At 60.9% G+C, this 24,455-nt stretch carries 24 protein-coding genes; 13 read left to right on the top strand and 11 right to left on the bottom strand.

Annotated elements, in window-relative coordinates:
- The first annotated feature begins 53 nt into the window (after positions 1 to 53).
- A complete protein-coding gene (locus tag U367_RS0122010; RefSeq protein WP_028618631.1) occupies positions 54 to 1,595 on the top strand; it encodes a SulP family inorganic anion transporter in 1,542 nt (513 codons plus the stop codon).
- Positions 1,596 to 1,663: 68 nt separating this feature from the next.
- Here the strand turns inward: U367_RS0122010 and U367_RS0122015 are convergent, their stop codons facing one another.
- On the bottom strand, positions 1,664 to 2,311 hold the full coding sequence (locus U367_RS0122015) for a hypothetical protein (RefSeq protein ID WP_028618632.1): 648 nt from the start codon (positions 2,309 to 2,311) through the stop codon (positions 1,664 to 1,666).
- Positions 2,312 to 2,678: 367 nt separating this feature from the next.
- Between U367_RS0122015 and coxB the strand changes: the two genes are divergently transcribed.
- The 4 genes from coxB to U367_RS0122035 are packed head-to-tail and all read left to right on the top strand — an operon-like array spanning position 2,679 to position 6,947.
- Positions 2,679 to 3,806: a cytochrome c oxidase subunit II gene (gene coxB / locus U367_RS0122020; protein ID WP_028618633.1), complete on the top strand. Its 1,128-nt coding sequence runs from the start codon at positions 2,679 to 2,681 to the stop codon at positions 3,804 to 3,806.
- A gap of 58 nt (positions 3,807 to 3,864) precedes the next feature.
- The gene (gene ctaD / locus U367_RS0122025; protein ID WP_028618634.1) at positions 3,865 to 5,451 is read left to right on the top strand and encodes a cytochrome c oxidase subunit I; all 1,587 of its coding nucleotides are present in this window, start codon (positions 3,865 to 3,867) and stop codon (positions 5,449 to 5,451) included.
- 21 nt (positions 5,452 to 5,472) lie between these two features.
- Positions 5,473 to 6,024, top strand: a complete 552-nt coding sequence (locus tag U367_RS0122030; protein ID WP_028618635.1) for a cytochrome c oxidase assembly protein — start codon at positions 5,473 to 5,475, stop codon at positions 6,022 to 6,024.
- A 35-nt stretch (positions 6,025 to 6,059) separates the two neighbouring features.
- Positions 6,060 to 6,947, top strand: a complete 888-nt coding sequence (locus tag U367_RS0122035) for a cytochrome c oxidase subunit 3 (RefSeq protein WP_028618636.1) — start codon at positions 6,060 to 6,062, stop codon at positions 6,945 to 6,947.
- A gap of 6 nt (positions 6,948 to 6,953) precedes the next feature.
- Here the strand turns inward: U367_RS0122035 and U367_RS0122040 are convergent, their stop codons facing one another.
- Positions 6,954 to 7,157, bottom strand: coding sequence for a twin transmembrane helix small protein (locus U367_RS0122040; RefSeq protein ID WP_016978774.1), 204 nt, complete (start codon positions 7,155 to 7,157; stop codon positions 6,954 to 6,956).
- Positions 7,158 to 7,185: 28 nt separating this feature from the next.
- On the opposite strand from U367_RS0122040, the gene U367_RS0122045 reads away from it, so the two are divergent.
- The 5 genes from U367_RS0122045 to U367_RS0122065 are packed head-to-tail and all read left to right on the top strand — an operon-like array spanning position 7,186 to position 11,109.
- Entirely contained in the window at positions 7,186 to 7,950 is a 765-nt protein-coding gene (locus tag U367_RS0122045; RefSeq protein ID WP_028618637.1) for an SURF1 family protein, read from the top strand.
- Positions 7,916 to 8,500, top strand: a complete 585-nt coding sequence (locus U367_RS0122050) for a hypothetical protein (RefSeq protein WP_028618638.1) — start codon at positions 7,916 to 7,918, stop codon at positions 8,498 to 8,500. Before U367_RS0122045 ends, U367_RS0122050 begins: the two co-directional genes overlap by 35 nt.
- Before the next feature lie 10 nt (positions 8,501 to 8,510).
- Positions 8,511 to 9,590 carry a COX15/CtaA family protein gene (locus U367_RS0122055; protein ID WP_028618639.1) on the top strand — a complete coding sequence of 360 codons (1,080 nt, stop codon included), beginning with the start codon at positions 8,511 to 8,513 and terminating at the stop codon, positions 9,588 to 9,590.
- Complete coding sequence (cyoE, locus tag U367_RS0122060; RefSeq protein ID WP_028618640.1) at positions 9,578 to 10,477, top strand: heme o synthase; 900 nt, start codon at positions 9,578 to 9,580, stop codon at positions 10,475 to 10,477. The genes U367_RS0122055 and cyoE overlap by 13 nt, the downstream gene beginning before the upstream one ends.
- Positions 10,474 to 11,109: an SCO family protein gene (locus U367_RS0122065; RefSeq protein WP_028618641.1), complete on the top strand. Its 636-nt coding sequence runs from the start codon at positions 10,474 to 10,476 to the stop codon at positions 11,107 to 11,109. Before cyoE ends, U367_RS0122065 begins: the two co-directional genes overlap by 4 nt.
- Positions 11,110 to 11,269: 160 nt before the next feature.
- Here U367_RS0122065 and U367_RS0122070 read toward each other — a convergent pair whose 3' ends face one another.
- The 3 genes from U367_RS0122070 to U367_RS0122080 are packed head-to-tail and all read right to left on the bottom strand — an operon-like array spanning position 11,270 to position 13,773.
- Positions 11,270 to 12,040, bottom strand: coding sequence for a MetQ/NlpA family ABC transporter substrate-binding protein (locus tag U367_RS0122070; RefSeq protein WP_028618642.1), 771 nt, complete (start codon positions 12,038 to 12,040; stop codon positions 11,270 to 11,272).
- A gap of 51 nt (positions 12,041 to 12,091) precedes the next feature.
- Complete coding sequence (locus U367_RS0122075) at positions 12,092 to 12,766, bottom strand: methionine ABC transporter permease (RefSeq protein ID WP_010207814.1); 675 nt, start codon at positions 12,764 to 12,766, stop codon at positions 12,092 to 12,094.
- The gene (locus tag U367_RS0122080) at positions 12,766 to 13,773 is read right to left on the bottom strand and encodes a methionine ABC transporter ATP-binding protein (protein ID WP_028618643.1); all 1,008 of its coding nucleotides are present in this window, start codon (positions 13,771 to 13,773) and stop codon (positions 12,766 to 12,768) included. The genes U367_RS0122075 and U367_RS0122080 overlap by 1 nt, the downstream gene beginning before the upstream one ends.
- A gap of 193 nt (positions 13,774 to 13,966) precedes the next feature.
- Between U367_RS0122080 and katE the strand changes: the two genes are divergently transcribed.
- Positions 13,967 to 16,180 carry a catalase HPII gene (katE, locus tag U367_RS0122085; protein ID WP_269078565.1) on the top strand — a complete coding sequence of 738 codons (2,214 nt, stop codon included), beginning with the start codon at positions 13,967 to 13,969 and terminating at the stop codon, positions 16,178 to 16,180.
- A gap of 87 nt (positions 16,181 to 16,267) precedes the next feature.
- Here the strand turns inward: katE and U367_RS0122090 are convergent, their stop codons facing one another.
- From U367_RS0122090 to U367_RS0122105, 4 genes are read right to left on the bottom strand one after another with little or no spacing between them, the layout of a single operon-like run.
- Entirely contained in the window at positions 16,268 to 16,987 is a 720-nt protein-coding gene (locus tag U367_RS0122090) for a PA5502 family lipoprotein (protein ID WP_028618645.1), read from the bottom strand.
- 37 nt (positions 16,988 to 17,024) lie between these two features.
- Positions 17,025 to 17,813, bottom strand: a complete 789-nt coding sequence (gene znuB / locus U367_RS0122095) for a zinc ABC transporter permease subunit ZnuB (protein ID WP_028618646.1) — start codon at positions 17,811 to 17,813, stop codon at positions 17,025 to 17,027.
- Positions 17,806 to 18,591, bottom strand: a complete 786-nt coding sequence (gene znuC, locus U367_RS0122100) for a zinc ABC transporter ATP-binding protein ZnuC (protein ID WP_028618647.1) — start codon at positions 18,589 to 18,591, stop codon at positions 17,806 to 17,808. The genes znuB and znuC overlap by 8 nt, the downstream gene beginning before the upstream one ends.
- Positions 18,591 to 19,073, bottom strand: a complete 483-nt coding sequence (locus U367_RS0122105; RefSeq protein WP_028618648.1) for a Fur family transcriptional regulator — start codon at positions 19,071 to 19,073, stop codon at positions 18,591 to 18,593. Before U367_RS0122105 ends, znuC begins: the two co-directional genes overlap by 1 nt.
- Positions 19,074 to 19,131: 58 nt before the next feature.
- On the opposite strand from U367_RS0122105, the gene znuA reads away from it, so the two are divergent.
- Positions 19,132 to 20,061, top strand: a complete 930-nt coding sequence (znuA, locus tag U367_RS0122110) for a zinc ABC transporter substrate-binding protein ZnuA (RefSeq protein WP_032864434.1) — start codon at positions 19,132 to 19,134, stop codon at positions 20,059 to 20,061.
- Positions 20,062 to 20,088: 27 nt separating this feature from the next.
- Here znuA and U367_RS0122115 read toward each other — a convergent pair whose 3' ends face one another.
- Together U367_RS0122115 and U367_RS0122120 are read right to left on the bottom strand one after the other, a co-directional pair.
- Positions 20,089 to 21,042, bottom strand: a complete 954-nt coding sequence (locus tag U367_RS0122115) for a homoserine kinase (protein ID WP_028618650.1) — start codon at positions 21,040 to 21,042, stop codon at positions 20,089 to 20,091.
- A gap of 56 nt (positions 21,043 to 21,098) precedes the next feature.
- A complete protein-coding gene (locus U367_RS0122120) occupies positions 21,099 to 21,389 on the bottom strand; it encodes a DUF2782 domain-containing protein (protein WP_012721523.1) in 291 nt (96 codons plus the stop codon).
- 74 nt (positions 21,390 to 21,463) lie between these two features.
- On the opposite strand from U367_RS0122120, the gene polA reads away from it, so the two are divergent.
- Positions 21,464 to 24,241, top strand: a complete 2,778-nt coding sequence (polA, locus tag U367_RS0122125; protein WP_028618651.1) for a DNA polymerase I — start codon at positions 21,464 to 21,466, stop codon at positions 24,239 to 24,241.
- Positions 24,242 to 24,455 lie beyond the last annotated feature (214 nt).

Below are 24,455 nucleotides of genomic sequence, written 5' to 3' on the forward strand. Positions count from 1 at the left end.
CATGGACGCAGCCAGGCTTTGCCGCGCCCGGCGAATGCCTCGGGAGAGTCATCATGCGTGCTGCTCAATTGAAAGCTGTACTGCCACGGGAGCTGCTGGCTTCCGTGGTTGTGTTTCTGGTCGCCCTGCCCCTGTGCATGGGGATCGCGATTGCCTCCGGCATGCCCCCGGCTAAAGGCCTGATCACCGGGATTATCGGTGGCCTGGTGGTGGGTTGGCTGGCGGGATCGCCGCTGCAGGTCAGTGGCCCGGCGGCGGGCCTGGCGGTGTTGGTGTTCGAATTGGTGCGCCAGCACGGCATGCTGATGCTCGGGCCGATCCTGTTGCTGGCGGGCTTTCTGCAACTGGTGGCCGGGCGTTTGCGCCTGGGTTGCTGGTTCCGCGTCACAGCGCCGGCGGTGGTGTACGGCATGCTGGCGGGGATTGGCGTGTTGATTGTGCTATCCCAGATTCACGTGATGCTCGACGGCGCGCCCAAGCCTTCCGGGCTGGATAACCTGGCGGGGTTCCCGGCGGCGTTGGCCGAGGCGATCCCAGCCCTGGGCGGCGGCCTGGGGTGGCAGGCGGGATTGCTCGGCTTGTCGACGATGCTGGTGATGTACGCCTGGGACAAATTACGCCCGCAACGCCTGCGCTTTGTGCCGGGGGCCTTATTGGGTGTGGGCCTGACTACTGTGGTCAGCCTGGTGCTGGCGCTGCAGGTCAAGCGCGTGGAAGTCCCGGAAAACCTCGCGGATGCCATTGACTGGCTGCGTCCCAGCGACCTGCTCAACCTCGCCGACCCTCAACTGCTGATCGCCGCCTTTGCCGTAGCGTTCATTGCGAGCGCCGAAACCCTGCTTTCCGCTGCGGCGGTCGACCGCATGCACAGTGGTCAGCGTTCTGATTTTGACAAGGAATTATCTGCCCAAGGTGTAGGCAACATGCTCTGTGGTCTGGTCGGTGCCTTGCCGATGACCGGTGTGATTGTGCGCAGCTCGGCTAACGTGCAAGCCGGTGCGACCACCCGTCTTTCGGCGATGTTCCACGGCCTGTGGCTGCTGGCGTTCGTGCTGTTGCTGTCGAGTGTGCTGCAAAGCATTCCGGTGGCGAGCCTGGCGGGTGTGTTGGTGTACACCGGGATCAAGTTGGTGGACATCAAGGCGTTCAAGGCACTGGGACGTTATGGGCGGATGCCGATGTTTACCTACGCGGCCACGGCGTTGGCGATCATCTTTACCGACCTGCTGACCGGTGTGCTGGTGGGCTTCGGGTTGACGTTGGTCAAGCTGGCGTTCAAGGCGTCACGCCTGAAAGTGAGCTTGATCGATTTGCCCCAGGAAGGAGAGATGGAGTTGCGTCTGACAGGCGCGGCCACCTTCTTGAAGGTGCCGGCGCTGACCCAGGTGCTGTCGACGGTGCCTGCGGGGACCACCGTGCATGTGCCGTTGAGCAACTTGAGTTACATCGACCATTCCTGCCTGGAATTGCTGGAGGAATGGGGGCGAGCCAATGCGGCCAAGGGCTCGACGCTGGTGATCGAGGCGCGTGGGTTGAAGCGAAGGCTGGAAGGTCGGGTCAGGATGACGACGGGGATAGGTTCCGCGCCAGCTTAACCACAAAGCAACCCTGTGGGAGCCGGGCAAACCCGGCTCCCACATTTGATCGTTTGCGACCCAGGAAATTAAGCCGGCTGATCCAACGCCAGCTCAACCCCCAGCTGCCGCGACAGGCACGGCCAGCGCTTCCACGCCGCTTCCGTATTCGGGCTCTTGAGTGTCTCGCGATAAGCCTCCACCGACTCCAGCGCAAAGCTGTCTTCATTGAGCATTTCATCCACCGCGTGATGCACGGCTTCATCCAGTTGGTTGGCGAAGGTCTCGCCGATCAGTTGGTGGGCGATGACATTGGCCACGGTAGTGTCGGCCGGAATCAAAGGCTGGCCAAAGTGCTTGATGTACAGATCGTTCACCTCTTCAACCAACCGATGAGCCAGGTAAGCCTCGTCCAGCAGGCTGTCGAGCCCTTCATGGCCAGCCAGGATCGCGGGTGGCTGCAGGAAGAAATGCTCGGCAATCTTCAGCACCGGCTTGATCTGGCTTTCGATACCGGCTTCGCGGGCCACGTCGTTGGCGGCGTCCAGCAAATCCGGGACGAGGTCGATGTAGGCGCTGACAAAGCGGGTCATGACAATGTTGCGATCACCGTCAGCCAGGGAGATGGCCGAATGCAGGTGCGGCAATTGTTTTTCCAGTTGCTGGGCAAGCTGGCCCGTGGTGGCTTCGTGTTGATGGGCACGGGAAATCTGCTCGCGCAATGCGGCGGTGTTCATGAAGGCTCCAGTGATGCAGGCGTAGGAAAAGGGAGAGGATAAGGTAGCTCGTTTATACGAGCGTCTAAGACGCATTTGTCATAATTATTTCATGGTTATGCGCCCGCGTTATATCGAATTGCCATCGTTCGTCGGATAAACGATTCCGCACCCGGTTTTATTAGCCCAGACGCATCATTTCTACTCATTTGCCCCCACACATTGCGGGGTTGCAGAGCCTGTCTATACTCGGATTTGTACGCGATTAGCTGATGACGCCAGACTGCATAAGCAGGCAAGGCCAGGCGGTTGTAAGCAGTATGGAAGCCGCTCCCTTCGACGCAGGTGCAAACCGGCGGGATAACAAGAACGATAAGGGGAACCCGCAATGATGCGACATCCACACGTTTGGATGGGCCTCCTGTTGTGGTCGGTATTCGGTCAGGCACATGCCGCCTGGACAACGAATATGGCGCCAGGGGCGACAGAAGTCAGTCACGCTGTGTTCGACCTGCACATGACCATATTCTGGATCTGTGTGGTGATCGGCATCATCGTGTTTGGCGCGATGTTCTGGTCGATGATCGTTCATCGCCGGTCCACGGGCCAGGTCGCGGCCAAGTTCCACGAGAGCACCACCGTGGAAATCCTCTGGACGGTCGTGCCCTTGCTGATCCTGATCGCGATGGCCATTCCGGCCACCAAGACCCTGATCAATATCTACGACAGCAGTGAGTCGGATATCGATATCCAGGTCACCGGCTATCAGTGGAAGTGGCATTACAAATACCTGGGCCAGGACGTGGAGTTCTTCAGCAACCTGGCCACGCCCGCCGAGCAGATCCATAACCAGGCCACCAAGGGCGAACATTACCTGCTGGAAGTCGACCAGCCGCTGGTGCTGCCGGTGGGCGCCAAGGTGCGTTTTCTGGTGACGGCCGCCGACGTGATCCACTCCTGGTGGGTGCCGGCCTTTGCGGTCAAGCGCGACGCCATTCCCGGCTTCGTCAACGAGGCCTGGACCCGCGTTGAGAAACCCGGCATCTACCGTGGCCAGTGCGCCGAACTGTGCGGCAAGGACCACGGCTTCATGCCCATCGTGGTCGAGGTCAAGTCCAAGGCCGACTACGAGACATGGCTGGGCGAGCGCAAGGCAGAGGCCGCCAAGCTCAAGGAGCTGACCTCCAAAGAGTGGACGCTGGAAGAGCTGGTGGCACGTGGCGACAAGGTCTACCACACCACCTGCGTGGCCTGTCACCAGGCCGAAGGCCAGGGCTTACCGCCGATGTTCCCGGCGCTCAAGGGCTCGAAGATCGCCACCGGCCCTGCGGCTGACCACCTGAGCATTGTTTACCACGGCAAGCCCGGCACCGCGATGGCGGCCTTCGGTAAGCAACTCTCGGAAGTGGACATCGCCGCCGTAGTGACCTACGAGCGCAATGCCTGGGGCAACAACAAAGGCGACATGGTCACGCCTAAAGACGTGCTGGCCATCAAGCAGGCGGAAAGCAAATGACCTCTCTCAAGGCGTTTACCTCGACCCGCCCCGCCCACCCGCTTGCAGGAGAACGGCCATGAGCGCTGTGATCGATGACCATGGTCACGCCGACCATGCCCACGGCCCCGCCAAGGGGTTGATGCGCTGGGTGCTGACCACCAACCACAAAGACATCGGCACCATGTACCTGTGGTTCGCCTTTGCCATGTTCCTGCTCGGCGGCTCGTTTGCCATGGTCATCCGCGCCGAGTTGTTCCAGCCCGGCCTGCAGATTGTGCAGCCGGCCTTCTTTAACCAGATGACCACCATGCACGGGTTGATCATGGTGTTCGGCGCGGTGATGCCGGCGTTCGTCGGCCTGGCCAACTGGATGATCCCGCTGATGATCGGCGCGCCCGACATGGCCCTGCCGCGCATGAACAACTTCAGCTTCTGGCTGTTGCCGGCAGCGTTCCTGCTGCTGGTCTCGACGCTGTTCACGCCCGGTGGCGGGCCGAACTTCGGCTGGACCTTCTACGCGCCGCTATCCACCACCTATGCCCCGGAAAGCGTGACGTTCTTCATCTTCGCGATCCATCTGATGGGCATCAGTTCGATCATGGGTGCGATCAACGTGGTCGCCACCATTCTCAACCTGCGTGCGCCGGGCATGACCTTGATGAAAATGCCGCTGTTCGTCTGGACGTGGCTGATCACCGCGTTCCTGCTGATCGCGGTGATGCCGGTGCTGGCGGGTTGCGTGACCATGATGCTGATGGACATCCACTTCGGCACCAGCTTCTTCAGTGCGGCTGGCGGTGGTGACCCGGTGCTGTTCCAGCACGTGTTCTGGTTCTTCGGCCATCCTGAGGTGTACATCATGATCCTGCCGGCCTTCGGCGCCGTCAGCTCGATCATCCCGACCTTCTCGCGCAAACCGCTGTTCGGCTACACCTCGATGGTCTACGCCACGGCGAGCATCGCGTTTTTGTCGTTCATCGTGTGGGCGCACCACATGTTCGTGGTGGGCATCCCGCTGGTGGGCGAGTTGTTCTTCATGTACGCGACGCTGCTGATCGCCGTGCCCACGGGGGTGAAGGTGTTCAACTGGGTCAGCACCATGTGGCAGGGCTCGCTGACCTTCGAGACGCCGATGCTGTTTGCCGTAGCCTTTGTGATTCTGTTCACCATCGGCGGCTTTTCCGGGCTGATGCTGGCGATAGCCCCGGCGGACTTCCAGTACCACGACACCTATTTCGTAGTGGCGCATTTCCATTACGTACTGGTGCCTGGCGCGATCTTCGGCATCTTCGCCTCGGCCTACTACTGGCTGCCGAAATGGACCGGCCACATGTACGACGAAACCCTGGGCAAGCTGCACTTTTGGCTGTCTTTCGTGGGCATGAACATGGCGTTCTTCCCCATGCACTTCGTCGGGCTGGCGGGCATGCCGCGGCGGGTGCCGGACTACAACTTGCAGTTCGCAGATTTCAACATGGTCTCGTCGATTGGTGCGTTCATGTTCGGCGCCACGCAGATCTTCTTCCTGTTCATTGTGATCAAGTGCATCCGTGGCGGTGCGCCCGCACCGGCCAAGCCGTGGGATGGCGCCGAAGGCCTGGAGTGGAGCGTCCCCTCGCCTGCGCCGTACCACACCTTCACCACCCCGCCGGAGGTCAAGTGAACAGGATGACGGGAGGCTGCCATGGCTGACTCCGTGCCCACGAAGCGCCTGGTCACCCGCCTGCTGATCCTGGTGGTGGCGATGTTCGCCTTCGGCTTTGCGTTGGTGCCGATCTACGACGTGATGTGCAAGGCGTTCGGCATCAACGGAAAGACGGCTGGGCAGTACGAGGGCGAGCAGATCGTCGACCCAACGCGCCAGGTGCGGGTGCAGTTTTTGTCCACCAACGCCATCGACATGGTCTGGGATTTTTACGCCAAGGCTGACGAAGTGGTGGTCAATCCGGGTGCGGTGACCGAGATGCTGTTCGTGGCCCACAACCCCACCGACAAGCCGATGACTGCCCAGGCCGTGCCCAGTATTTCCCCGGCCGAAGCGGCGATGTACTTCCACAAGACCGAGTGCTTTTGCTTTACCCAGCAAGTGCTGCAACCGGGCCAGCGCATCGAGATGCCGGTGCGTTTCATTGTCGACCGCGACATGCCTAAGGATGTGAAGCATCTGACCCTGGCGTACACGCTGTTTGATATTACTGCGCGCCAACCGCCGGTGGCTGCCCACAGCGGCGGCTAGCTACTGTTTGCCCCCTCAATCAGGAGAGCGAATACATGTCGTCTCATGATACGTACTACGTACCAGCGCAAAGCAAATGGCCAATAATTGCTACGTTTGGCCTGTTGATCACGGTGTACGGGCTGGGCCTGTGGTTCAACGACCTCAAGGCCGCGCGGGCGGAATCCCACGGTCCGTGGATCTTTTTCGTCGGCGGGCTGTTATTGGCCTACATGCTGTTCGGCTGGTTCGGCGCGGTGATCAAGGAAAGCCGCGCCGGTTTGTACAGTTCGCAGATGGATCGCTCTTTCCGCTGGGGCATGACCTGGTTCATCTTTTCCGAAGTGATGTTCTTTATCGCCTTCTTCGGTGCGCTGTTTTATGTGCGGCACATGTCGGCGCCCTGGCTGGCGGGTGAAGGCTCAAAGGGCATTGCGCACATGCTGTGGCCGAACTTTGAGTTTGCCTGGCCGTTGCTGAACAACCCCGACCCGAAAATGTACCCGGCACCGGAAGGCACCATCAGCCCGTGGGGCCTGCCGCTGGTGAACACCATTCTGCTGGTGAGTTCCAGCGTGACCATCACCATCGCCCACCACGCGCTGCGCAAAGGTCATCGCGGCGCGCTGAAACTCTGGTTGGCGATCACCGTGCTGCTCGGCCTGGCGTTCCTGGGGTTTCAGGCCGAGGAATACATCCACGCTTATAAAGAGCTGGGCCTGACATTGGGCTCGGGGGTGTATGGCGCGACGTTCTTCATGCTCACCGGTTTCCACGGTGCCCACGTCACCATCGGCACGATCATTCTGTTCGTGATGCTGATGCGCATCCTAAAGGGGCACTTCAATGCCGAGCACCAGTTCGGTTTCGAGGCGGCCAGTTGGTATTGGCACTTTGTGGATGTGGTGTGGATCGGGCTGTTTTTCTTCGTCTATGTGCTGTGAGAAGCCTTACCACGGTGCGTGAGACACCAGCTGGCCGCTGAAAAAGCCCCAGGCGATCAGCGCCACGGTGATCACGGCCAGTACGACACGCACGGTCAAGGCAGTGACGAGGCGATTGGAGTTGCCCTCGTCCTTGACCAGAAAGAACAAGCCACTGAACAGGCTCACAACGGTCGCGATCAGCATCAGGGCAATAGCGGCTTTGAGCATGGTCTGGCTCCAACGGGATGGGCGGGCAATGAAAACAAGTATAGCCAGCGCCATAAAATGCTTTCGGCCAGGAATCGCACCGACATTGGTGGTGTTGGTGCTGCTGCCGTTGATGGTCGGCCTGGGGTTCTGGCAGTTGTCTCGCGGCCATGAAAAACAGCTGCTGGTGGACAGCTACGCCGAGCGGCGCCGGGCAGATCCGATCAGCAGCGCGCAACTTAGCGACATGGCGGACCCGGCCTTCCGCCGCGTTCGTCTGCGCGGCCAATTCGACGCCGAACACAGCGTATTCCTCGACAACCGCATGCGCGACGGCAAGGCCGGCGTAGAGCTGCTGCAACCCTTCCACGACCAGGCCAGTGGCCTGTGGCTGTTGCTCAATCGCGGTTGGCTGCCCTGGCCGGATCGGCGCACGCCACCCGCCTACACCACGCCGGATCAGCCAGTGAATCTCGATGCCTGGGTGTACGTCGCTCCCGGCGAAACCTTCCAGTTGCACCCGGACCCTACGACCGCGCAATGGCCGCGTCTGCTCACGGCCTTGCACCCTGCCGCGCTCTGGCCCGAGTTGGGTCGCAACGGTTTCGCCTATGAGTTGCGGGCCGAAGCCGGCCCCGGCACCTATGAAACTACCTGGCCGATCGTCGCCATGGGCCCGGAAAAACACTTGGCGTATGCCGTGCAGTGGTTCGCCATGTCGCTGGCGTTGCTGGCGCTTTACCTCTACCTCGGATGGCACAACAAAAAGGAGAAGCCCCATGGGAGCGGCCACGAATCCACTCAACATGTCTGAAGCCCCGAATCGGCGCAAAGGCCGCTGGCAGTTGATCCTGATCCTGATGATGGTGATCGGCCCGATGGCGCTGGCCACCTTCATGTACAAGCTGCAGTTCTGGGTGCCGGAAAGCCGCAGCTATCACGGCGAGATGATCGGCAACGGCCAGAGCCGCGCCGATATTGGCGTACAAACCGATGAGCAGCGCTGGCAACTGCTGGTGACCGCGCCCACTGCCTGCGCGGCGGATTGCCAGCAACTGGTGTACCTCGCACGCCAACTGCAAATCAGCCTGGGCCGTGATGCCTCCCGCGCCAGCCATGCCTTGGCCAGTGCGCAGCCGCTGAGCGCGGAGTATGAAACCAAGCTGAACGTTGAATACCCGCAACTGCAACGCTACTCACTGGATTTGCCGACTTTCAGCAAAGGCGCCGCCGCGCCGGGTGACGCGCAGCTGTGGATCGTCGATCCCCACGGCAACCTGGTGTTGCGTTACGACGCCAAGGTCAAGGGCAAGGATTTGCTCAACGACCTGCGCCACCTGCTGAAACTGTCGAACATCGGATAAGGGCACCGTCATGGCCAAACCTGGATTTCGCCTCGCGTTGTTTGCCACCTTGTTGGCTTTGATCGTCGTGCTGCTCGGCGCCTATACGCGCCTGACACACGCGGGCCTGGGTTGCCCGGATTGGCCGGGCTGCTACGGCTTCATCAGCGTGCCCAAGACCGAAGCCCAGTTGGCCCATGCCGAGCTGCATTTCCCCGATACGCCGGTGGAGGCCGACAAGGGCTGGGCCGAGATGACTCATCGCTACTTCGCTGGCACCCTGGGCTTGCTGATTGTGTTGCTGGCCGCGCGTTCCTGGAGTCATCGGCGTGATCCGGGCCAGCCGGTGAAGCTGCCGCTGTTCCTGCTGGCGGTGGTGTTTGCCCAGGCGGCGTTTGGCATGTGGACGGTGACGCTGAAGTTATGGCCGCAGGTGGTGACGGGGCATTTATTGGGCGGCTTTGCGACCTTGAGCCTGCTGTTTCTGCTGACCCTGCGCTTGTCCGGCGTATTGCCCGCGTTAATCGTGCCCAAGCGCCTGCAATACTGGGCGACGGCGGGCCTGGTGCTGGTGATCGGCCAGATCGCGCTGGGCGGCTGGGTCAGTTCCAACTACGCGGCGGTGGCCTGCGTTGATTTGCCGACGTGCCATGGCGAATGGTGGCCGGCAGCGGATTTCGCCAACGGTTTTCATCTCACCCAGCACATCGGGCCCAACTACCTGGGCGGCCAACTGGACAGCGAGGCACGCACCGCCATCCACCTGACCCACCGCATCGGCGCTGTCATCGTCAGCCTGGTGTTGCTCGGCCTGGCCTGGCAATTGCGCGCGGTGGGCATGACGCGTTTGGCGGGCTTATTGCTGGTCGCCCTGGCCGCGCAAATCTGCCTGGGCCTGAGCAATGTGGCTTTCGGGCTGCCGCTGGCGGTGGCTGTAGGCCATAACGCCGGTGGCGCCGCGTTGTTGCTCAGTCTGGTGCTGGTCAATTACCACGCCCGCACCAGCCTGGTCCGGGTGCGCAACCAACTGCCCTTCGGCTGGCGTTTTATCCCACGCAAACACGTATCGGGCCTCATCACCCTTAAAGGAGAGATGCCATGGCGACCTTGATCGGCGCGCGTCACGGCCAGGCAATCTGGCGTGACTACCTGGAGCTGACCAAGCCGAAAGTGGTGGTGTTGATGCTCATTACCTCATTGGTGGGGATGTTCCTGGCGACCCGTGCGGGTGTGCCGTGGACGGTGTTGGTGTTCGGCAACCTGGGGATTGCTCTGTGTGCGGGCGGCGCGGCGGCGGTGAACCATGTGGTGGACCGGCGGATCGACGCCGTAATGGCGCGCACCCATAAGCGGCCGTTGGCAGAGGGCCGTGTATCGCCGCTGGCGGCGCTGGCCTTTGCATTGTTTCTAGCTGTTGCAGGATTGGCGCTGCTGCTGGCGTTCACCAACCCGCTGGCAGCCTGGCTGACGTTGGCTTCGCTGTTGGGGTACGCCGTGATCTATACCGGCTTTCTCAAGCGGGCGACACCGCAGAATATCGTCATCGGTGGATTGGCAGGTGCTGCGCCGCCCTTGCTGGGCTGGGTCGCGGTCACCGGGCATATCAGCGCCGAGCCCCTGCTGCTGGTGCTGATCATCTTCGCCTGGACCCCGCCGCACTTCTGGGCCCTGGCCATTCACCGCAAGGAGGAATACGCCAAGGCCGATATTCCGATGTTGCCGGTCACTCACGGCGAGCATTACACCAAGGTGCATATCCTGCTCTACACCTTCGCCCTGCTGGCGGTGAGCCTGATGCCCTATGTGATTCACATGAGCGGCCTGCTGTACCTTGCGTGTGCACTGGTATTGGGCGGGCGCTTTCTGCAATGGGCCTGGGTGTTGTACCGTGGCGGTCGGCCGCACGCGGCGATCAACACCTTCAAGTACTCTATCTGGTACTTGCTGCTGCTGTTTATCGCGCTGCTCCTCGACCACTACCTACTGTTGAACCTATGACTCGAACTCAAAAAACTGTCTTCATCCTGGTAGCCCTGGTGGCATTGATCATGGGCCTGACCGTTAACAAAGTGCTCTCGGGCAAGGGCCAGGGCGACCCCACTGCCTTGATCGACGCCGGCATCATCCTGTTGCCGCAAAGCCGTCAGTTGCCACCGGTGACCATGACCAACCAGGAAGGCCAGCCGGTGGTGGTCAACGAATTGAAAGGCAAGTGGAGCCTGTTGTTCTTCGGCTACACCTTCTGCCCGGACATCTGCCCGACCACCCTCGCCCAACTGCGCCAGATCAAGAGCGAACTGCCCAAGGACGTTGTGGATAAGTTGCAGGTGATCCTGGTCAGCGTCGACCCGAACCGCGATACGCCGACCCAGCTCAAGCAGTACCTGGGCTACTTCGACCCGCAGTTCCAGGGCCTGACCGGCGCGAATGTGGAGGATGTGCAGAAGGTTTCGAATGCCGTCAGCATTCCGTTCATACCGGCCGACACCAGCAAACCGAACTACACCGTTGACCACAGCGGAAACCTGGCGCTGATCGGACCGGACGGGACGCAGCGTGGGTTTATTCGTGCGCCGTTGAATAACCAGAAGCTCGTAGCGCAACTGCCGGTGCTGTTGCAGCGTAAATAAGCCGGGCGCCAGCCTGGCCAGCACCACAAAACAAATGTGGGAGCGGGCTTGCCTGCGAAAGCGGTGTGCCAGTCAACATCTCCGTCGACTGATACACCGCATTCGCGAGCAAGCCCGTTCCCACATTTTTTGATCTCCAGTTTTGGGAGATCGAGTCAGGTCAGAACGCCGGCTTGATCGCGCCTTTGTACTTCTCTTCGATGAATTTCTTCACTTCAGGCGTGTGCAGGGCTGCAACCAGCTTCTTCACGGCGTCCGAGTCTTTGTTGTCTTCACGGGTCACCAGGATGTTCACGTAAGGCGAGTCGCTGCCTTCGATGACCAGTGCGTCCTTGGACGGGTCCAGCTTGGCTTCCAGCGCATAGTTAGTGTTGATCAGTGCCAGGTCGACCTGGGTCAGCACGCGCGGCAGGGTCGCGGCTTCCAGTTCACGGAATTTCAGGTTTTTGCTGTTACCGGTGATGTCCTTGATGGTCGACAGGATGTTGGTCGGGTCCTTCAGGGTGATCAGGCCGTTCTTGGCCAGCAGCAACAACGCGCGGCCGCCGTTGGTGGCGTCGTTCGGGATCACGACATTAGCGCCGCTTGGCAGCTCATCCAGCTTCTTGTACTTGCTGGAGTAGGCGCCCAAGGGTTCCAGGTGCACGGCGCCAACGCTCACCAGGTGAGTGCCCTTGGCCTTGTTGAACTCATCCAGGTACGGCTGGTGCTGGAAGAAGTTGGCGTCCAGGCGCTTTTCAGCCACTTGTACGTTCGGCTGCACGTAGTCGGTGAAGACTTTGACCTGCAGGTCTACGCCTTCTTTAGCGAGGGCAGGTTTCACGAATTCCAGGATTTCCGCATGGGGCACCGGCGAAGCGGCGACCGTAATGGTCTCGGCGTGGGCGGAAAACGCGGCAACGGCGGCGAAAGCAACCAGTAGTTTTTTCATCCAACAAGCTCCTTGTTCGGGCATGTACCGGCGTGCGGCCGGCAATGGCCGTTATTTTCGAGAAAAGTGCACCACCAGCTTGTCGCCGACGGTTTGCAGAATTTGCACCAGAATCAGCAGCATCACCACGGTGACCACCATCACATCGGTCTGGAAGCGCTGGTAACCGAAACGGATCGCCAGGTCACCCAGGCCACCGGCACCGACCACACCGGCCATTGCCGTGTAGGACACCAGTGTAATCGCCGTCACCGTAATCGCCGCGAAAATGCCAGGACGGGCTTCGGGCAGCAAGGCGTTGGTAATGATCTGGCGCGTGCTGGCGCCCATGGACTGGGTGGCTTCGATGATGCCGCGGTCCACTTCACGCAGCGCGGTCTCCACCAGGCGCGCAAAGAATGGCGTTGCACCTACGACCAGCGGCGGAATCGCACCCGCCACGCCCAGCGAAGTGCCGGTGATCAGGACGGTGAACGGGATCATCACGATCAACAGGATGATGAACGGCAGCGAACGCAGGATGTTCACGATCAGCGAGAGCAGCGCGTACAAGCCTTTCTGTTCGAACAGTTGGCGCGGGCTGGTCAGGAACAGCAGCACGCCCAGCGGCAGGCCGAGCACCACGGTGAAGAACAGCGAACCGAACAGCATGGTCATGGTGTCGCCGGTGGCGAGCCAGATTTCAGACCAGTCGATATTGGCGAAGAAACTCAACAGGACGTCCATTAGCGCAGGATCTCCATGTGGACGTCAGCGGCGGTGAAGCGCGCAAAGGCGGCTTCCATGTCGCCACCGGTGACGGCGAGGGTCAATTGCCCGTAAGGGATGTCTTTGATGCGGTCGATACGGCCAGCGAGGATGCTGTAGTCCACACCCGTTTCGCGGGCGACGGTGCCCAGCAGCGGCGCGTAGGTCGCTTCGCCCTGGAACGTCAGGCGCACAATACGGCCTGGCACGTGGGCGAAGTCGTCGCGTTGCTCGTTTTCGTCGACCTGCTCGGACTCTTGCACGAAGCGCTTGGTGGTCGGGTGCGTGGGGTGCAGGAATACGTCGGCCACCGAGCCTTGCTCGACGATCACGCCAGCGTCCATCACCGCCACCTGGTCGCAGACGCGCCGGATCACATCCATTTCATGGGTGATCAGTACGATGGTCAGCTTCAACTCGCGGTTGATCTCGGCCAGCAGTTGCAGCACTGAGGCGGTGGTCTGCGGGTCGAGGGCGCTGGTGGCTTCGTCGCACAGCAGGATCTTTGGTTTGGTCGCCAGGGCGCGGGCGATGCCGACGCGTTGCTTCTGGCCACCGGACAACTGCGCCGGGTACTTCTTGGCGTGGTCCGACAGGCCGACACGGGCGAGCAATTCGGCGACGCGCAGGTCGATATCCCTACGCGACAACTCGCCAGCCAGCGTCAGTGGCAGCGCCACGTTGTCGGCGACAGTCTTGGACGCCAGCAGGTTGAAGTGCTGGAAGATCATCCCGACCTGCTGGCGGAAACGGCGCAGGCCGTTGGCGTCCAGGGCAGTGACTTCTTCGCCATCCACCGTGATCTTGCCGCCACTCGGTTCTTCGAGGCGGTTGATCAGGCGCAGCAGTGTACTTTTGCCCGCGCCGGAATGACCGATCAGACCAAACACCTGGCCGTTCGCGACGGTCAGGCTGGTGGGGTGCAGCGCGGGAATATCCCTACCGGCGACGCGGTAGGTTTTATGGACGTTTTGAAACTCGATCACGTAGCGAACCTTGTGGGGCGCATGGAAAAGGGATCAGCGGTTAGCCGGGCGCGCATTTTAGCCTGTCCGTATAGCGTTTCTTAGCATTTATTTCGCATTCATCCAGCGATTTGGCAATAACGCGATCAAAGGTCATAAAAAAGGAACGGCCCAAAACCTCGTCAGTCACTACTTAAGCAACTCGATTTCCCAGGTGCCGTGCCTGGGGTTTTGCTCAAACGAGCCGGGGATCGCTCTGGCCAATTTGAATAAGGAGTTTTGTCTGATGAGTACCAAGAAGCCAGCCACCCCGCCGAAGAGTGAACTCGCGGGCACCGATACCTTGGACCGTGGCAACACCAACGCCAAGCTGCAGGCCCTGGAGACATTCCGTTCCGATGCGACCGGCCAGGCCCTGCGTACCAACCAAGGCGTGAAGATTTCCGACAACCAGAACACCTTGAAAGTCGGTTCCCGTGGCCCATCGCTGCTGGAAGACTTCATCATGCGTGAAAAAATCACGCACTTTGACCATGAGCGCATCCCGGAGCGCATCGTGCATGCCCGTGGCACCGGCGCCCATGGTTATTTCCAGACGTATGAGAACCATTCGGCGCTGACCAAGGCTGGGTTCCTGCGTGACCCTGGGCATAAAACGCCGGTATTCACGCGCTTTTCCACCGTGCAGGGCCCGCGTGGCTCAGGGGATACGGTGCGTGATGTGCGCGGTTTTGCGGTTAAGTTTTTCACCGAAGAAGGCAACTTCGACCTGGTGGGCAACAACATGCCGGTGTTTTTCATTCAGGACGCGATCAAGTTTCCTGACTTCGTGCACGCCGTAAAGCCTGAACCACACAATGAAATTCCTACCGGCGGATCGGCGCACGATACGTTCTGGGACTTCGTTTCGCTGCAGCCTGAATCCGCTCATATGGTGATCTGGGCAATGTCTGACCGCGCCATTCCAAAAAGCCTGCGCAGCATGCAGGGCTTTGGTGTGCACACCTTCCGACTGGTGAATGCCGAGGGCAAATCCAACTTCGTCAAATTCCACTGGCGCCCTACGGCGGGTACTTGCTCGCTGGTGTGGGACGAGGCGCAGAAGTTGGCCGGTAAAGATACCGACTACCACCGTCGCGATCTCTGGGAAGCCATTGAAATGGGCGACTACCCCGAGTGGGAGTTGGGTGTGCAGGTTATCCCCGAGGATAAGGAGCATGCCTTCGACTTCGACATTCTCGACCCCACGAAGCTGATTCCGGAAGAGCTGGTGCCAATCACCCCGCTGGGCAAGATGGTGTTGAACCGCAACCCGGATAACTTCTTTGCAGAAGTCGAGCAGGTCGCGTTTTGCCCGGGCCATATCGTGCCGGGTATCGACTTCTCCAATGACCCGCTGCTGCAAGGTCGGTTGTTTTCCTACACCGATACACAGATCAGCCGACTGGGCGGCCCGAACTTTCACCAGTTGCCGATCAACCAGCCCGTGACGCCGCTGCACAACAACCAGCGTGATGCCATGCACCGCAGCACCATCGATAAAGGTCGTGCGTCCTACGAGCCGAATTCGATTGATGGTGGCTGGCCTAAAGAAACTCCGCCTGCGGCACAGGATGGTGGCTTCGAGACTTATCCGGAGCGCATCGATGCCCACAAGATCCGTGAGCGCAGCGAGTCATTCGGCGATCACTTCTCCCAAGCGCGCCTGTTCTTCCGCAGCATGAGCAAGCACGAGCAAGAGCACATCATCGCGGCGTATAGCTTTGAGTTGGGCAAGGTAGAGCGTGAGTTCATTCGTGCCCGCCAAGTCAACGAGATCCTGGCGAATATCGACCTGGAACTGGCCAAGCGCGTGGCCCAGAACCTGGGGCTGCCAGCACCGACCAAAGGCACCGTGCCGGAGCGTCAAACCAAGCCGGAGCGCTCGCCAGCGTTGAGCCAGGCGAACCTGCTGCCGGGCGATATCAAGACCCGCAAGGTGGCGATCCTGGCAGCCAATGGCGTGGACGGCGTGGCGATTGCCGCGCTGAAAAAAGCACTGGAAGCAGAAGGGGCGCACGCCAAGCTGCTGGGGCCAACCTCGGCGCCGGTGAAGACGGCCGATGGCAAGAGCCTGCCGGTGGATGCGTCGATGGAAGGCATGCCGTCCATTGCGTTTGATGCGGTGTTCGTCCCTGGCGGGAAGGACTCGGTGAAAGCCTTGAGCGGTGATGGGGTGGCGTTGCACTTCCTGTTAGAGGCGTACAAGCACCTCAAGGCGATTACAGTCGCCAGTGACGCGAAGCCGTTGTTGGACCTGCTTAAACTTGAGGTGGATGCGGGGCTGATCGTGGGATCGGATGCCAAGGCGTTCAAGGCGTTTTTTGCCGCGATCGGCCAGCATCGGGTCTGGGATCGCGAGCCTAAGGCCAAGGCGATTCCAGCTTAAGGTATTGGTTGTCGGTTAGATCGCTATCGCCGGCAAGCCGGCTCCTACAGGTTGAAGGGTAGGAGCCGGCTTGCCGGCGATGCTTTTTTAGTCCGCCTTGCGCGGAATCAGCACGACCTGCGCCGGAATGCTCTTCAGAATCTGACGGTGAATCTTCAGGTCATATCCCGAATCGATACGCTTCACCCGTTTGGTCAGCAACGTGGCCAGCCACGGGTAATCCTCTGTGCGCGGCGCCTGGATGCTCACGTCGCACTGGTAATTCACTACGTCGGTGGCAATTGCATCCAGCTGGTGGCGCAGTTCTTCGATATTGGTGAGGTTCAGCGCCACGGTGGTGCTTGGCGCCGCTGGGTCGATGACCTTGGCGGCGGGCTTGGCTTCGGCGGCCTTGAGGGCCTCCTCCGCTTTATCCAGCTCGACTTTGCGGGCGTGGGTGATGGCGCTGTTGACGCCGCCGGTCAGTGCGGGCGCCTTGGGCATCAGGGCGCGGGCGCGGCTCAGGGCGGTTGCAGCGGCGTTGACGTCACCCTTTTGCAGCACGATCTGGCTGCGCTGCAGGTAGGCTTCCGCCAACTGACGCTGATAGTTTTCCAGCACCGGGTCGTTGGGCGACTGGGCTTGCAGTGCCGCCAGCTGGTCTTCGGCAGTGGCCAACTCGCTGCTGGCCAGGTTTTGTTCCAGCTGCGCGATGGCCGCAGCGCGTGCGTCCGGGGCCTCGGGGGCGGCGGGCGGTGTGCTTTGACAGGCGCCCAGCAGCAGGGAAAATGCGGCAAGGAGCAGATAACGGGAGGTGAACGGCTTCATTCCTGCGACTCTCTATTTGCGCAAAAAGCGAGCAAGTCTACACCCCTCGACGGGGCAGGACAAAACTCAGCAGAAACAGGGCGGCGGCCGTGACCACAATCGATGGCCCGGCTGGCGTGTCCTTGAACCAGGACAGCGCCAGGCCCCCGCACACGGCAAGCATCCCCAGCACACTGGCGCCGACCGCCATCTGCTCCGGCGAACGGGCATGGCGCTGGGCGGCGGCTGCGGGAATGATCAGCAGCGATGTGATCAACAATACGCCGACAATCTTCATCGCGACAGCAATCACCACGGCGATCAACAACATCAGGGCCATGCGCAGGCTTGGCACGGGCAAGCCTTCCACCGTGGCCAGTTCTTCATGCACGGTGATTGCCAGCAACGGTCGCCACAGGGCCACCAGCAAGACCAGCACGGCCGCGCTGCCACCTAGGATCCACGCAAGATCAGTGGTGCTGATTGCCAGCAGGTCGCCGAACAGGTAGGCCATCAGGTCGATGCGCACTTCATGCATGAAGCTCAGCACCACCAGGCCCAGCGACAGCGTGCTGGGTGCCAGGATGCCCAGCAAGGTGTCGGAGGCCAGCGGCTGGCGCTGTTGCAGGGTCACCAGCAATACCGCCAGCAGCAGGCAGCCCACGGTTACCGCAATAGTCGGGCTGACATCCAGCAAAAAGCCCATGGCGACGCCCAAGAGCGCGGCATGTGACAACGTGTCGCCAAAATAGGCCATGCGTCGCCACACCACGAACGAACCCAATGGGCCCGCCACCAACGCCAAAGCCAAGCCTGCCAGCAGGGCGTAGAGCAGAAAATCAGCCATGCTTGCAGCTATCTCCATGAACGTGGGTATGAGGTGTTGCGGGATCGTCGACCACGGCGCCATGCAGGTCATGGGCGTGGTCGTGATGGTGGTGGTAGATCGCCAGGCTCTGGGCGTTCTTGCCGAACAGCTCGACGAAGGCCGGGTCGCCGCTGACTTGTTCCGGGTGGCCAGAGCAGCACACGTGACGGTTGAGGCACACCACCTGGTCGGTGGTGCTCATCACCAGGTGCAAATCGTGGGACACCATCAACACGCCGCAGCCATGGCGGTCGCGCAGACGGGTGATCAGGCTGTACAGCTCGGCCTGGCCGGCGACGTCGACGCCTTGCACGGGCTCATCCAGCACCAGCAGTTCCGGCTCGCGCAACAAGGCGCGGGCCAGCAGCACGCGCTGCATTTCGCCGCCGGAGATACTTTGCACCGGGCTGTCGATCACCTGTTCGGCGCCGACTTCTTTGAGCGCCGCTTGCGCGCGGGCACGGTCCACGCCCGGCACCAGGCGCAGGAAGCGCAACACGGACAGTGGCAGGGTCGGGTCCACGTGCAGCTTCTGCGGCATGTAGCCGACCCGCAGCTTGGGCTTGCGCCACACACTGCCGGTGTCGGGCTTGAGCAGGCCGAGTACGGCGCGCACCAGGGTGGTCTTGCCGGCGCCGTTGGGGCCGATCAGGGTGACGATCTGCCCAGGCTCGACGCTTAGCGCGATGTTGTCCAACACGGCTTGCCCGGCGAACGTGACCCCGACCTGTTCCAGGCGGATTAACGCGTTGCTCATCAAGCCCCCTGGCAGCCCGCGCACAGGCCGACCACTTCGACCGTTTGCCCTTCGACCCGGAAGCCGACGTCGGCAGAGCTCTTGATAATGGCGTCGCTGATGCTTTTTTGTTCAAGCTCGATGGCGGCGTGGCACTCGCGGCAGATCAGGAACTGGCCCTGATGCGCGTGTTCCGGGTGGCTACAACCGACAAAGGCGTTCAACGAAGCGATACGGTGCACCAGGCCGTTTTCCAGCAAGAAGTCGAGCGCACGGTACACGGTTGGCGGCGCGGCGCGGCGGCCATCCTGCTCACTGAGCACGCCCAGGATGTCGTAGGCGCCCAACGGCTTGTGGCTCTGCCACACCAGTTCCAGCACGCGGCGACGCAAGGCGGTCAGGCGCAGACCCTTCTGTGTGCACAGGGTATCGGCCTCCGACAGCGCGGTATGCACGCAGTGAGAGTGGTCGTGGGGACGGCTGGCAAGCGGTGTTTTAGGCATGAGCGGCGGCAGACATTTGATAGAGACGTTATTATGTTACCCGTTCCTACGCCATTGAGTGGTCATCGTGTCCCGACTTTTTCCCGTTTTTGTCGTATTTGTCACCAGTTTGTTCATCGCGAGCGCCGCTCAGGCCGAGGTCAAAGTGCTGACCAGCATCAAACCGTTGCAACTGATTGCCGCAGCTGTGCAGGACGGAGTAGCCGTTCCTGAGGTTTTATTGCCGCCGGGTGCGTCGCCGCATAACTATGCGCTGCGTCCATCCGACGTACGGCGCGTGCAGTCGGTGGACCTGTTGTACTGGATCGGCCCGGATATGGAGAGTTTCCTGCCGCGCGTGCTGAAAGGTCGTACGGCCGCGACAGTGGCAGTGCAGGATCTGCCAGGCATGAAGCTGCGTCGTTTTGCCGAAGATAGCCACTCACACGCCGATGAAGCCGACGAACACGACCACGATCACCGCCCGGGCAGCCTGGATGCGCACTTGTGGTTGTCGACGGTGAATGCTCGGGTGATTGCTGCGCGCATGGCGGCTGACCTGGCTGCCGCCGACCCGGCCAATGCCGCGCGTTATCAGAGCAACGCTAAGGCCTTCGAAGAGCGCCTCGATGCGCTGGACGCTCGCCTGAAAGCCCGCCTGGCGCCGATCGATGGCAAGCCTTACTTCGTGTTCCACGAAGCCTTCGATTACTTCGAAGACGCTTACGGCCTCAAGCACACCGGCGTTTTCAGCGTAGCTGCTGAGGTACAACCTGGTGCCCAGCATATAGCGGCGATGCGTACGCGTTTGCAGGAAGTGGGCAAGACCTGCGTGTTCAGCGAGCCGCCGTTGCGTCCGCGCCTGGCTGAAACACTGGTCTCCGGTTTGCCGGTGAAGCTGGCGGAGTTGGATGCGTTGGGCGGGTATACCCCGGCTACCGCTCAGGGTTATGAGCAGGTGTTGGAGAAGTTGGGTAATGACTTGGCGGGTTGCCTGGAGTCCTTGTAGGAGCCGGCAAGCCGGCTCCTACAAAGGTTAGAGTGCGAAGGGCAGTTGCACAGTCACGTGCTGACGCTGCACCAGCCGATGCTCGAACTCCGCCGGGTCATGGATCAACACGTCCTGCCCGGCAAACGACTCCGCCGCGATCAGGCGTGACAACCAAAACCGCACACAGGCCACGCGCAGCATCGTCGGCCACAACTCGGCTTCCTTGGCGGTAAACGGTCGCAGGCCCGCATAGGCTCCCAGCAATGCCCGTGCGCGTTGCCCATCAATCACGCCATCGGCGTCCGAGCACCAGTCATTCAAGGCGATCGCCACGTCATAGAGCATTGGCCCAGAGCAGGCGTTGTAGAAGTCGATCAAGCCTGTAAGGTGCGTGCCTTCGAACATCGCGTTGTCACGGAACAGGTCGGCGTGGACGTTGGCGCGCGGCAGGGCGAGGATCTGGGCCTTGTGGGCTTCGATCTCACTCAGCGCATCCTGCAGCAGACGCTGTTGTGCGTCGTCCAAGTGCGAAATCAACTGCGCGCCTTCGCTGAGCATCCAGTCCAGGCCCCGATCGGTTTTACGCTCCAGCACCTTCTCGCCCTGTGTTGCCAGGTGCAGATGACCCAGCAGGTCACCCACCTGGGCGCAGTGCTGGGCGTTGGCATCCTTGATGTGCTTGCCGGCCAGGCGCGGTTGCAGCAGTGCCGGCTTGCCTTTCAGCTCGCGCAAGGCCACGCCGTCGGTGGTGCGCAGGGCGTAGGGCACGGGCAGGTCGGCGTCGTGGAGCACGTCGAGCAGTTCAATGAAGAACGGCATTTCCGCGACCGGACCGCGTTCAACCAGGGTCAGGACGAACTCGCCCTGCTCCAGGCTGATAAAGAAATTGGTGTTTTCACTACCGGCGGCAATCCCCTGGAAGTCGATCAGGCGGCCGAGGCCGTAAGGGGCGAGAAAGGTTTCCAGCTCGGGCCGAGCCAGGGGGGTGAACACAGACATGGTTAAAACTGCCAGTACGGGCGCCGCAGTGCGCGGCGCCAATTTAAGTTAAGAAATCATTTCCATTCGAAAATCTTCCATGACGGGATCAGCATATCCGGCTGGTCAGAGCGGATGAAGTTCGCATCGGTTCCATCCGCGCGCACCAGGAAATACGGAGGCGCGCCCTTCGGCGTTACCTTGATCGCATACAGGAAACCGTTCTGACGGTACTCCTGGATGGTCTTGTCGCCTTCCGTGCGAATGGTCACTTCCGGATCGCCTCCAGGCGCATCGTCTGCCGCCATGGCAGCCATCGGAGCGAGTGCAATCAAGCCGGTCAACAGCAGGCGATTGAATGTACGCATGATAACCTTGTCCCTTTGTCGTCATTGGTCCGGCTATTCTAGCGCCTGACCCGCCGAAAAGGTTGATTCTGCTCATGAGCCAAGCACCCCTCGTCCTGGTGGACGGTTCTTCTTATTTGTACCGCGCGTTCCACGCGTTGCCACCGCTGACCACCTCCAAAGGCCTGCCCACCGGTGCGGTCAAGGGCGTGTTGAACATGCTCAAGAGCCTGCGCAAGCAGTATCCGGGCAGCCCGTTCGCGGTGGTTTTTGACGCAAAGGGTGGGACCTTTCGCGATGACATGTACGCCGAATACAAGGCCAACCGCCCGAGCATGCCCGATGACATGCGCCTGCAGATCGAGCCCCTGCACCAGAGCGTGATCGCCCTGGGTTTCCCGTTGCTCTGCGTCGAAGGCGTCGAAGCCGATGACGTGATTGGCACCCTGGCGCGCAGCAGCGCGGCTGCCAACCGCCCGGTGGTGATCTCGACCGGTGACAAGGACATGGCGCAGTTGGTCGACGGGCACATTACCTTGGTCAACACCATGACCGGTAGTTCGATGGATATCGACGGCGTAAAGGAGAAATTCGGCGTCGCTCCGGAGCAGATCATCGACTACCTGGCGCTGATGGGGGATTCGTCCGACAACATTCCAGGCGTTCCGGGCATTGGTCCCAAGACTGCTTCCGGCTTGCTCGTCGGTGTGAACGGTGGCATCAAAGAGCTTTATGAACAGCTGGATATCGTGCCGACCCTGCCTATCCGTGGCGCCAAGACGCTGCCGGCCAAGCTGGAAGAACATCGCGAGAGTGCGTTTCTTTCCTACCAGTTGGCGACGATCAAGTGTGATGTGCCGCTGGATGTGGGCCTGGATGACTTGCACCTGATCGAGCCGGATCGCGAGAAGCTGCTGGAGCTGTATACGCTGCTGGAGTTCAAGAGCTGGTTTGATGAAATCCAGCGCGACGCCAAGCGTGTGGAGCTCAAGGCGGCACCTGTTGCTGAGGAAGTCGTTGAGGCAGTGGCGCCGACAGAGGCGAGCTACACCACTATCCTCGACCAGGCGACCTTCGATGTCTGGCTGAAAAAGCTCAACGACGCGAAGTTGTTCGCTTTCGACACCGAAACCACCGGTATCGACGCCCAACAGGCGCAGTTGGTCGGCGTGTCCTTCGCCGTCCAGCCCCACGAAGCGGCCTATATCCCGCTGACCCATTCCTACATTGGCGCGCCGGAGCAGTTGGATCGCGACACCGTACTGCTGGCCCTCAAGCCGCTGCTGGAAGACCCGACCAAGCTCAAGGTCGGCCAGCATGCCAAGTTCGACATGAACATCCTGGCCAACTGCGCCATCGGTGGCGACCCGGCGCACGGCATAACCGTACGCGGCATCGCCTTCGACACCATGCTCGAATCCTATGTGCTCAATTCCACGGCCACCCGCCACGACATGGACAGCCTGGCCAAGAAGTACTTGGACTACGACACTGTCGCTTTCCAGGACATCGCCGGCAAAGGCGCCAAGCAGCTGACGTTCGACCAGATCGCGCTGGAGCAGGCTGGCCCGTATGCGGCAGAAGACGCCGATATCACCTTGCGCCTGCATCAGGCGTTGTTTGCGCAACTGGCCGCCATCCCAAGCCTGGCGAGTGTGCTCACGGATATCGAAATCCCGTTGGTGCCGGTGCTGGCCCGTATCGAGCGCCAAGGCGCGCTGGTCGACAAGGATTTGCTGGGCATCCAGAGCATCGAGTTGGGCAACAAGATGGTCGAACTGGAGCGCCAGGCGTTCGAGATCGCTGGCGAGGAGTTCAACCTGGGCTCGCCCAAACAGCTCGGCGCGATCCTTTACGAGAAACTCGGCCTGCCGGTACTGAAAAAAACCGGCAAGGGCCAAGCATCCACGGCTGAAGAAGTGCTGGCCAAGCTGGCCGAAGATGACTACCCGCTGCCCAAGGTGCTGATGCAGTACCGCAGCATGAGCAAGCTGAAAAGTACCTACACCGATCGCCTGCCGGAGCAGATCAACCCGCGCACCGGGCGCATCCACACGTCCTATCACCAGGCGGTGGCGGCGACCGGGCGGTTGTCCTCCAGTGATCCGAACCTGCAGAACATCCCGGTGCGTACCGCCGAAGGGCGGCGGATCCGCCAGGCGTTCGTCGCGCCCAAGGGCTACAAAATGTTGGCGGCGGACTACTCGCAGATCGAACTGCGGATCATGGCGCACCTGTCCAAGGACGAAGGCCTGATGAACGCCTTCCGCGACAACCTGGACGTGCACACCGCCACGGCGGCAGAAGTGTTCAAGGTTGAACTGGGCGAGGTCACTTCGGATCAACGCCGCAGCGCCAAGGCGATCAACTTCGGCCTGATCTATGGCATGGGTGCGCAGAAGCTGGGCAAGGACATTGGCGTCGATACCAAGACGGCCAAGGCGTATATCGATGTGTATTTCGCCCGTTATCCCGGGGTTCGCGAGTACATGGAGCGCACCCGCGCCCAGGCGGCTGATCAGGGTTATGTCGAGACGTTCTTCGGCCGCCGCCTGTACTTGCCGGACATCAACTCGAATAAGCCCCAAGAGCGCGCAGCGGCAGAACGTACCGCGATCAATGCGCCGATGCAGGGCACAGCGGCGGACATCATCAAGAAAGCCATGGTGCGGGTGGACAATTGGCTGACCGACTCAGGCTTGGATGCCAAGGTGATCCTGCAGGTGCACGATGAACTGGTGCTGGAGGTGCGTGAGGATCTGGTAGCGCAGGTCAGCGAGAAGATTCGCGAGCATATGAGCGCTGCCGCGCAGTTGGATGTACCGCTGCTGGTGGAAGTGGGCGTGGGCAACAACTGGGACGAAGCGCACTGAGTCTGGGACTCTGCCATCACCTTGCGTGCTGGCAGAGTGCTTTAGTCCGGAAATCGCCGTCGGTTATTTCAAATAGTTTTTCGAACCTGCCGGAACTTAACCCGTGAACTGCTACTCAGAGTTACTGAATGGGTGGTGAAGCCCTTCAATGCTCCTATGTTGTGTTAAGTGTTGGCAGATATCTGGACCCCGCCCTAGCGGTCCGGAACTTGAA

The organism is Pseudomonas canadensis (genome assembly GCF_000503215.1).
Classification (GTDB): domain Bacteria; phylum Pseudomonadota; class Gammaproteobacteria; order Pseudomonadales; family Pseudomonadaceae; genus Aquipseudomonas; species Aquipseudomonas canadensis.

What these genes read in the sequence shown, in the direction of transcription:
- U367_RS0122115 (WP_028618650.1), bottom strand. Translation starts at nt 21,042, where the DNA reads ATGTCTGTGTTCACCCCCCTGGCTCGGCCCGAGCTGGAAACCTTTCTC.
- znuB (WP_028618646.1), bottom strand. Translation starts at nt 17,813, where the DNA reads ATGGCTGATTTTCTGCTCTACGCCCTGCTGGCAGGCTTGGCTTTGGCG.
- U367_RS0122070 (WP_028618642.1), bottom strand. Translation starts at nt 12,040, where the DNA reads ATGAAAAAACTACTGGTTGCTTTCGCCGCCGTTGCCGCGTTTTCCGCC.
- ctaD (WP_028618634.1), top strand. Translation starts at nt 3,865, where the DNA reads ATGAGCGCTGTGATCGATGACCATGGTCACGCCGACCATGCCCACGGC.
- U367_RS0122040 (WP_016978774.1), bottom strand. Translation starts at nt 7,157, where the DNA reads ATGCTCAAAGCCGCTATTGCCCTGATGCTGATCGCGACCGTTGTGAGC.
- U367_RS0122050 (WP_028618638.1), top strand. Translation starts at nt 7,916, where the DNA reads ATGGGAGCGGCCACGAATCCACTCAACATGTCTGAAGCCCCGAATCGG.
- U367_RS0122105 (WP_028618648.1), bottom strand. Translation starts at nt 19,073, where the DNA reads ATGCCTAAAACACCGCTTGCCAGCCGTCCCCACGACCACTCTCACTGC.
- U367_RS0122075 (WP_010207814.1), bottom strand. Translation starts at nt 12,766, where the DNA reads ATGGACGTCCTGTTGAGTTTCTTCGCCAATATCGACTGGTCTGAAATC.
- coxB (WP_028618633.1), top strand. Translation starts at nt 2,679, where the DNA reads ATGATGCGACATCCACACGTTTGGATGGGCCTCCTGTTGTGGTCGGTA.
- U367_RS0122015 (WP_028618632.1), bottom strand. Translation starts at nt 2,311, where the DNA reads ATGAACACCGCCGCATTGCGCGAGCAGATTTCCCGTGCCCATCAACAC.
- U367_RS0122035 (WP_028618636.1), top strand. Translation starts at nt 6,060, where the DNA reads ATGTCGTCTCATGATACGTACTACGTACCAGCGCAAAGCAAATGGCCA.
- U367_RS0122090 (WP_028618645.1), bottom strand. Translation starts at nt 16,987, where the DNA reads ATGAAGCCGTTCACCTCCCGTTATCTGCTCCTTGCCGCATTTTCCCTG.
- znuC (WP_028618647.1), bottom strand. Translation starts at nt 18,591, where the DNA reads ATGAGCAACGCGTTAATCCGCCTGGAACAGGTCGGGGTCACGTTCGCC.
- U367_RS0122065 (WP_028618641.1), top strand. Translation starts at nt 10,474, where the DNA reads ATGACTCGAACTCAAAAAACTGTCTTCATCCTGGTAGCCCTGGTGGCA.
- U367_RS0122030 (WP_028618635.1), top strand. Translation starts at nt 5,473, where the DNA reads ATGGCTGACTCCGTGCCCACGAAGCGCCTGGTCACCCGCCTGCTGATC.
- U367_RS0122055 (WP_028618639.1), top strand. Translation starts at nt 8,511, where the DNA reads ATGGCCAAACCTGGATTTCGCCTCGCGTTGTTTGCCACCTTGTTGGCT.
- cyoE (WP_028618640.1), top strand. Translation starts at nt 9,578, where the DNA reads ATGGCGACCTTGATCGGCGCGCGTCACGGCCAGGCAATCTGGCGTGAC.
- U367_RS0122120 (WP_012721523.1), bottom strand. Translation starts at nt 21,389, where the DNA reads ATGCGTACATTCAATCGCCTGCTGTTGACCGGCTTGATTGCACTCGCT.
- U367_RS0122045 (WP_028618637.1), top strand. Translation starts at nt 7,186, where the DNA reads ATGAAAACAAGTATAGCCAGCGCCATAAAATGCTTTCGGCCAGGAATC.
- polA (WP_028618651.1), top strand. Translation starts at nt 21,464, where the DNA reads ATGAGCCAAGCACCCCTCGTCCTGGTGGACGGTTCTTCTTATTTGTAC.
- U367_RS0122010 (WP_028618631.1), top strand. Translation starts at nt 54, where the DNA reads ATGCGTGCTGCTCAATTGAAAGCTGTACTGCCACGGGAGCTGCTGGCT.